Origin of the sequence: Microbacterium sp. K36 (genome assembly GCF_004794355.1) — a bacterium.
In the GTDB taxonomy this organism is placed as follows: domain Bacteria; phylum Actinomycetota; class Actinomycetes; order Actinomycetales; family Microbacteriaceae; genus Microbacterium; species Microbacterium paraoxydans_D.
Genome location: NZ_SSDN01000022.1, coordinates 19038 through 27120, shown reverse-complemented (window position 1 = coordinate 27120; position 8083 = coordinate 19038). Strand labels below are relative to the sequence as shown.

7 protein-coding genes are annotated in these 8083 nt (G+C 72.9%); 1 reads left to right on the top strand and 6 read right to left on the bottom strand.

Features of this window, described 5'->3' with window-relative positions:
- Positions 1-38 precede the first annotated feature (38 nt).
- The 5 genes from DW296_RS00930 to DW296_RS00910 are packed head-to-tail and all read right to left on the bottom strand — an operon-like array spanning position 39 to position 6146.
- Positions 39-1754, bottom strand: coding sequence for an acetyl/propionyl/methylcrotonyl-CoA carboxylase subunit alpha (locus tag DW296_RS00930; protein WP_136050695.1), 1716 nt, complete (start codon positions 1752-1754; stop codon positions 39-41).
- Positions 1751-3301, bottom strand: coding sequence for a 5-oxoprolinase subunit B/C family protein (locus tag DW296_RS00925; protein ID WP_136050694.1), 1551 nt, complete (start codon positions 3299-3301; stop codon positions 1751-1753). The genes DW296_RS00930 and DW296_RS00925 overlap by 4 nt, the downstream gene beginning before the upstream one ends.
- Positions 3301-4101, bottom strand: a complete 801-nt coding sequence (locus tag DW296_RS00920) for a putative hydro-lyase (protein ID WP_136050693.1) — start codon at positions 4099-4101, stop codon at positions 3301-3303. The genes DW296_RS00925 and DW296_RS00920 overlap by 1 nt, the downstream gene beginning before the upstream one ends.
- A 1-nt stretch (position 4102) precedes the next feature.
- Entirely contained in the window at positions 4103-4867 is a 765-nt protein-coding gene (locus tag DW296_RS00915; RefSeq protein WP_136050692.1) for a LamB/YcsF family protein, read from the bottom strand.
- A gap of 1 nt (position 4868) precedes the next feature.
- Positions 4869-6146 carry an NRAMP family divalent metal transporter gene (locus DW296_RS00910; protein ID WP_136050691.1) on the bottom strand — a complete coding sequence of 426 codons (1278 nt, stop codon included), beginning with the start codon at positions 6144-6146 and terminating at the stop codon, positions 4869-4871.
- 160 nt (positions 6147-6306) lie between these two features.
- Here DW296_RS00910 and DW296_RS00905 point away from each other — a divergent pair, with 160 nt between their 5' ends.
- Positions 6307-6963 carry a GntR family transcriptional regulator gene (locus DW296_RS00905; protein ID WP_136050690.1) on the top strand — a complete coding sequence of 219 codons (657 nt, stop codon included), beginning with the start codon at positions 6307-6309 and terminating at the stop codon, positions 6961-6963.
- Positions 6964-6973: 10 nt separating this feature from the next.
- Here the strand turns inward: DW296_RS00905 and DW296_RS00900 are convergent, their stop codons facing one another.
- Positions 6974-7642 (bottom strand): TetR/AcrR family transcriptional regulator, encoded by a 669-nt coding sequence (locus tag DW296_RS00900; RefSeq protein WP_136050689.1) that lies wholly within the window; start codon positions 7640-7642, stop codon positions 6974-6976.
- Between the last annotated feature and the right edge of the window lie 441 nt (positions 7643-8083).

Genomic DNA, 8083 nt, shown 5'->3' with positions numbered 1-8083 from the left:
GGCGGGGGGCGCGGGCGGGGACGGGGACGAGACGGGGGTCAGGCGATCGTGGCGAGGAGGGCGTCGGCGGAGAGGGTCGCGCCGGTGTCGGCGCGCGGGGTGAGGGTGCCGGCGCGGTGCGCGGTGACCGTGGTCTCCATCTTCATCGCGTCGAGCACAGCCACCGGGTCTCCCTCGGCGACCACGGCCCCGTCGTCGACGAGCCAGCGGACGAGTGTGCCCGGCGCGGGGGCCCGGAGCTCGGAGGGATCCGCCGCCGGCACGGCTGCTGCGACCTCTCCCGCCGGACGACCGATGCCCGCCAGCAGCTCCGCGGGCAGACCGAGCATCACGCGGCGGCCGTCGATCTCCACCGGGAACCGCTGCAGCCCGGAGACCGGGGCCACGGCGGGGCGCGGCTGCGCCTCCAGCACGGGGAGCAGCACGGTCTCGATCCACTGGGTGTGCACGGCGAAGGTCGCGGTCGCGAACGCGGGGTCGTCGATGGCGCGGAGGTCGAACGGGATCACGGTCGCCGGACCCTCGACGGCGAGCTCGCGCAGCGCCCGACGCGCCCGCACGAGAGCCGCGTCACGGGTGTCCGCGTGCACGATGAGCTTCGCGATCATCGAGTCGAACGCGGGCTGCACGGTGTCTCCGGCCTCGATGCCGCTGTCCCACCGCACGCCGGGTCCACCGGGGATGCGCAGGCTGTCCACCCGTCCGGGGCTGGGCAGGAACCCGCGGCCGGGGTCCTCGGCGTTGATGCGGAACTCGAACGCATGCCCGGTCGGCGCCGGGGTCTCGGTGAACGACGGCCCCTCGCCGAAAGCGATGCGGAACTGCTCGCGGACGAGGTCGGTCCCGGTGACCTCCTCGGTCACGGGGTGCTCGACCTGCAGCCGGGTGTTCACCTCGAGGAACGAGATCGTGCCGTCCGCGGCGAGGAGGAACTCGACCGTGCCGGCGCCGCGGTACTGCACCTCGGCGCAGATCGCCCGCGCCGCGTCATGGAAAGCCGCCCGCTGCGCCTCCGTGAGACCGGGCGCGGGCGCCTCCTCGATGAGCTTCTGGTTGCGGCGCTGCATCGAGCAGTCGCGGTCGCCCACGACGACCACGCCGCCGCGCCCGTCGCCGAGCACCTGCACCTCGATGTGCCGCGGGCTCTCCAGGAAGCGCTCCACGAAGCACTCCCCGCGACCGAACGCGGCGGTCGCCTCGCGGGTGGCCGCGTCGAACGCGTCGGCGACCTCGGCCAGCTCGCGGACGACCTTGAGCCCTCGACCTCCCCCACCGAACGCGGCCTTGATCGCGATGGGCAGGCCGTGCTCCTCGGCGAACGCCACCGCCTCCTGCGGCCCGGACAGCGGCTGATCCGTGCCCGCGGCGAGCGGAGCCCCCACGCGCTGCGCGATCCTGCGCGCGGTCATCTTGTCGCCCAGCGCGTCGATGCTCTCCGGCGAGGGTCCGATCCAGACGAGTCCGGCGTCCTCGACGGCGCGCGCGAACGCGGCGCTCTCGGAGAGGAAGCCGTAGCCCGGGTGCACGGCGTCGGCGCCGCTGCGGCGGGCCGCGTCGATCAGCGCCTCGACCGACAGGTACGTCGTCGCCGCGGTGTCGCCGCCGAGGCCGATCGCCTCGTCCGCGAGTCGCACGTGCAGGGCATCCGCGTCCTGATCGGCGTAGACGGCGACCGACGTGTAGCCGGCCTCGGCGCACGCGCGGATCACGCGGACCGCGATCTCGCCGCGGTTGGCGATCAGCACAGAGGTCATGAGGTCTCCTTGACGGTGAAGCGCACCCGCACGCCCGGCGGGAGCTGAGCGGCGAGGTCGAGGCTGCGATCGGTGAGGGCACCGATGATGGGATAGCCGCCGGTGAGCGGATGATCGGGGAGGAAGAGCACGGGCTGACCGTCCGGCGGCACCTGGATGGCCCCGGTCACGGCACCTTCGCTCGGCAGCTCGCCGCCGACCGCCCGTTCCAGGGGCACGTCGCCGTGCAGCCGGATGCCCACCCGGTCGGAGCGCGGCGTGACCGTCCACTCCTGCGCGGTGAGCGCCTCGACGCCGGCGGGCGTGAACCAGTCGTCGCGCGGGCCGAGCGTGATCTCCAGCGCGACCAGCTCCCCGGCTGCGGGAAGTGCGCGCGGCACCGGGTCCGGCTCGACGGCGGCCACGGCGGCATCCCCGATCGGAAGGAGATCGCCGGCGGCCAGCGGCGCGGGCCCCAGCCCGGCGAGCGTGTCGGTCGCGCGGCTGTCGAGCGCCGCCGCCGGAGCGAAGCCGCCGCGGACGGCGATCACGGACCGGAGACCGCGCTCGGGATGGCCCAGGGTGAGTTCGTCACCGTCGACGGTCGCGAACGGCACCCCGGGGAGGAGCGTGCGCTCGATGCCGTCGGCGTCGGTGAGCGTGAGCGAGCCCGTGGCCCCGGTGACGGCGGCCGCGCCCGCGCCGTGGAAGCGCAGGGCGACCCCGCCGACGCTCTCCAGCACGGCCGCCGTCGGCGAGTTGCCCACGGCCCGGTTCGCCGCGCGCATCGCGACGCGGTCGGCGACGCCGGAGGCCGAGACACCCAGCGCCGCGAAGCCGGGGCGACCCGCGTCCTGCACGAGGAGCTGCAGCGAGGATCGCACGACCTCGACCGCCGGACCGTCCCCGCGACGGGCCACCCGCGTCGCGTCGGCCGATGCCGGCGACGCCGCGACCGACTCCCGCTCCGCACGCACGAAGCGCACGCGGCGGCCCGGGGCGAGCAGAGCCGGCGGGTCGCGGTCGATGTCCCACATCTCCAGGGCGGTCCGGCCGATGAGCTGCCAGCCGCCGGGGCTCTCCCGCGGATACACGCCGCTGAACGCCCCGGCGAGCGCGACGGAGCCGGCGGGCACCCGGGTGCGGGGCGACGACCGCCGCGGCACGTCGAAGAGGGGGTCACCGCTCACGGCATAGCCGAAGCCGGGAGCGAAGCCGGAGAAGGCCACGCGCCAGTCGGCGGCGAGGTGACGGGCCACCAGCTCCTCCGCCGAGACGTCGAGGAGCGCGGCCGCCTCGTCCAGATCCTCCCCGTCGTAGCGGACCGGGATGGTGACCTCGCCCGCATCGGGCAGCGCCGCGGCGTCGACCTCCGTCGAGGCCAGCGCCTCGGCCAGCGCGGCGGCGGAGGTGCGGTGCGGATCGAAGCGCACGAGCACCGTGCGGGCGCCGGGGATGCGCTCGAGCACGCCGGGTGCGTCGCTCCATGCGAGGTTCAGCCGCATGGCCTGCTCGAGGTCGTCCGCCTCGACGAGCAGCGCGCTGTCGGAGGCCGTGAGGATGCGCATCAGACCCGGTACTCCGCATCCGGGACATCGGTGACGAACATGTAGCCCGGGGCGTGGGTGACGGCGAACGGCGGCTTCGACGCCATGATCGCCGCCTGCGGGGTCACGCCGCACGCCCAGAACACCGGGATCTCGCCGGGGCGGATCTCGGGGGCGTCGCCGAAGTCGGGCACCATCACGTCCGCGATGCCGAGGGCGGCAGGGTCGCCGACGTGCACGGGCGCGCCGTGCACCGCCGGGGTGCGCCCGGAGATCTGCACGGCATCGGCCACGCGGTCCGCGGGGATCGGTCGCATCGAGACCACCATCTCGCCGCGCAGCCGTCCGGCCGGGGTGCAGTCCACCGCCGTGCGGTACATCGGGACGTTGCGCCCGAGCTCCTGATGACGGATCGGGATCCCTGCCTCGACGAGCCCCGTCTCGAACGTGAAGCTGCAGCCGATGAGGAAGGCGACGAGGTCGGGATGCTCGTCCCACGCCGCCGTCGCGTCGGACACCTCCTCGACGAGCGCGCCGTCCCGCCAGATGCGGTACCGCCCGATGTCGGTCCGGATGTCGCTGCCCGGCGCGAGCCGCGACTCCACCTCCCCCTGCTCGATCACCTCGAGGACGGGGCAGGGCTTCGGGTTGCGCTGCGCGTAGAGGAGGGTCTCGAAGGCCCAGTCCGCGGGCACCGCGATGAGGTTCGCCTGGGTGAGCCCCGGGGCGACGCCGCTGGTCGGCGCGGAGTGGCCGGCCCGGTGCGCCGCACGGGCGGCGCGGGCGTCGGCGAGCTGGGTGGGAGTCGCGAGCACGGTCATGTCAGGCTCCGGTGAACGGGGCGATGGTGATGCCCTCCGCCTGCAGCAGGCGCTTCGTCTCCGCGGCCATCGCCACCGAGCCCGGGCTGTCGCCGTGCACGCAGATCGATTGCGCGGACACGGCCACGTCGGTGCCGTCGATCGCCCGGATCACGCCGTCCGCGGCCAGGCGCACCATCCGCTCGGCCACCGCGGTGGGGTCGTGCAGCACGGCCCCCTCCTCGGTTCGCGAGACGAGCTGACCGTCCGGCTGGTACGCGCGATCGGCGAAGGCCTCCGCCGCGACCGCGAGTCCGGCCCGTTCGGCGACGTCGAGCACGACGCCGCCGGCGAGGCCGAGCAGCACGAGCGAGGGGTCGATCGCCTTGATGGCCGCCACGACATCCTTCGACTGCCGCTCGTCGCGGGCGATGGTGTTGTAGAGCGCCCCGTGCGGCTTGACGTAGGAGACCCGCCCGCCGACCGCCGCGGTGAGCCCGAGGAGCGCACCGAGCTGGTACTCCACGTGCGCCTGCAGCGTGGCCGAGTCGATGTCGACCTTCGTGCGCCCGAAGTTCTCGTAGTCGCGGTACCCGGGGTGGGCGCCGATCACGACGCCGCCGGCGACGGCCGCGGCCAGGGTCTCCCGGATGCCCTTCGGGCTGCCCGCGTGGAACCCGCACGACACGTTCGCGCTGGTGACGATCTCGAGCATGCTCGCGTCGTCGCTGACGATCCGGTCGGGGACGTTCTCGCCGAGGTCCGAGTTCAGGTCGATGGTCGCCATGTCACGCTCCGATTCCGAGGAAGGCGAAGATGGGGCCGATCGAGACGGCGCCCATGTACCAGGTGAGGGCGGTCACGACGGTGCCCGCGATGAGCAGCCACATCGGGTACTTCCGGTCGCCGAGCAGATCGCGGCGGAACCAGCCGATGTACATGAACACCGTCAGGCCGATGGGGAGGATCAGGCCGTTGAAGCCGCCGACGAAGACGAGGATCGCGGCCGGGGCGGTGCCGATCGCCAGGTAGACCGCCAGCGACACGACGATGAACGCGACGGTGGCGAGCTGCAGCGGCCAGCCCCCGCGGAGCTTGGCGGTGAACGTCGAGAGGAAGGTCGCCGAGGTGTACGCGGCGCCGATGACCGAGCTGATCGCGGCGGCCCAGAAGATCGCGCCGAAGATCCGCAGACCGGCGTCGCCGAGCACCGCACCGAACGCCTGCCCGGCCGGGTTGGCGGCCTGCGAGGAGAGGTCGAGCGCCACGCCGGAGGCCACCACGCCGAGGATCGCGAGGAACAGCACGTAGCGCATGATGCCGGTGACCAGGATGCCGTTGGCGGCGGCGCGCATGACGGGCTTCGCGTACTGCGGGCCCACGTGGCCGGAGTCGAGGTAGCGGTGGGCGCCGGAGTAGGTGATGTAGCCGCCGACCGTGCCGCCGACGATCGTCGTGATGGTGGCGAAGTTGAGCTGGTCGGGCACGAAGGTCTGCCGCAGCGCGTCGCCGATGGGCGGCTGGGCGATGAGGGCGACGACGAGGGTCATCACGATCATGCCGACGCCGAGGATGATGAGGACGACGTCCATCACCTTGCCGGCCTTCTTCACGAGGAAGATGACGATCGCGAGGGCCGCCGTGAGCGCGCCGCCGAGCTTCGGATCGATGCCGAGGAGGGCGTTCAGCCCCAGGCCGCCACCGGCGATGTTGCCGATGTTGAACGCGAGCCCGCCGATGACGACGAGGACGGCGATGACGTGGCCGGAGTAGGGGATGGCGCTGTTGGCGAGCTCGCCGGCGCGCTTGCCGGACGAGGTGATCATGCGCCAGATGTTCAGCTGCACCGCGATGTCGACGAGGATCGACACGAGGATGGCGAACGCGAACGCGGCCCCCATCTGAGCGGTGAACGTCGCGGTCTGGGTGATGAAGCCCGGACCGATGGCGCTCGTCGCCATGAGGAAGATGGCGCCGATGACGGCACTGCGGCCGGCGCGCTTCTTCGCGTGGGCGGCGCGGGCTTCGTCCTCGGGGGTGAGGGCGGGGGCGGACTGCTCGGACATAGGGGGGTCCCATCGTCGTTGGTGGGTGTCGGGTGACCCCCAGTGTAGAACGGAGAGAACCCGATTGTTCAACAATCATGTTTCCGTCGTGCTACAGCGCGGTTGCTTTCGTGTGATCATCGGCACGATCTTCCGCGCCGACCGCCCCTACGATGAAGGCATGAACCAGCAGGGCCCGCTCGCCGACGTGCTCCGTCAGCGCATCATCGACGGCGACGTCGCCCCGGGCTCGCGGCTTTCGGAGTCATCGCTCGCCGAGAGCTTCGACGTGTCGCGCAACACCCTGCGCGAGGCGTTCCGGGTGCTCGCGGAGCAGGGACTCGTCGCGCACATCCCGCACCGCGGCGTCTCGGTGGCCTCACCCTCGATCGCCGACGTCATCGACATCTACCGGGCTCGCCGGGTCATCGAGTGCACGGCTCTCCGGCAGTCCGAGCCCGAGCATCCCGCCGTGCAGCGCATGACCGACGCGGTCGCCGCGGCCGAGGCCGCCGTCGCCGGCGTCTCGGCAGACGACGCCTCCGCCTGGCGCGCGGTCGGCAGCGCGAACATGGCGTTCCACGTCGCCCTCGTCGACCTCGCCGACAGCCCTCGTCTCGCCCGCACCTACCGGAACGTCGCGGCGGAGCTGCGGCTCGCGTTCCTGAAGATCGACGACCCCCGCGCCCTGCACGAGCCGTTCGTCCGGAAGAACCGCGCCGTCCTCGACACCTTCCTCACCCGGGGCGCGGAGGCCGGGGCCGCCGAGTTGGAGCGGTACCTCGTGCAGTCGGAGCGGGTCGTGCTCGGGGCGTTCGCGCGCATGCAGCTCGACTGAGCGCTGCGGCTCAGGTCGCTTCGGTCCGCAGCGCCGCCGTTGCCCGCGGTCGGGGTTCGCCCTCGTGCGGTGTCGGCACACCCGGGAGGGCGGCGGTCGGCTCCGGGAGGCCGTACCGGCGGTGCAGCCAGCGCCGCGCGTCCTCGAGCGGGTAGGTGTCGCCGAAGACGCAGTACTTCACGAACACCCCCTCCAGGGTGCTGCGGAGCATGACCTCCTCCAGGGCCGGGTCTTCGGCGCCTCGGGCACGGAAGACGGCGCGCACGGCATCCTCCGCGGCCGTCGCGCCGTCGGCGTAGCGCTGCTCCGACTCCGCGAACAGCCGATGTGTCAGCGGCTGCTGCTGCATGGCGAGCACCGCACGCTGCAGCGGCATCGCGAAGGCCGTCGCCCCGATCGCCCCGTCGATGATCGCGGCGAGCATCTCGTCGGGCGTCCCCTGCACCTGCGCGAACCCCAGCACCGTCTCGAACCACCGGTCGATCACCGCGGCGATGAGCTGGTCCTTCCCGCCGAAGTGGTAGTTCACCAGCCCCTGGGCGACGCCGGCGCGCCGCGTGATCTCGGCGATGCCCGCCCCGGCGACGCCGCGTTCGCTGAACACCTCGATCGCCGCCTGGAGGATGGTCTCCCTGGCACGCTCGCGCGCCAGACGGTTCTGCGCATCCGATCGCGCCATGCGGTGTCCACCTCCCGGGTCGTCCGGCGGAATTCCCTCACGGGCCGTCTCGGGATAGATTAATCACTGAATGCTCGTTCAACCTATGGAGGGTGCGAGCACTCGCGGCGCGGGGGCTCGCCGCAGCAGGCCACGGACGCGTCTCACGCCGATGGAGGGGGTGGCGGAGACGCGTCCGTGGCCATCCTCGACGTCCGGCCTACGACGACGGACCGACGACCAGGCCCGGTCGTCGATCACCGGTGCCGACGTCCGGCCGAGCGGTGACGGCACGTTCGACGGCGACCGGTGGGGACGGTTTCTGACCTGAGTGCAGAAAGCGCGCGACGGGCCGTGTCGCGCCTTGACCCCGTCGAAACGGCGACGTTAGCGTGAGCGGGCTTCGGCCCCTCGGTGGCAGCGATGCTCATCGTCCGGACCGGAGACCGCACGCCCACCGGA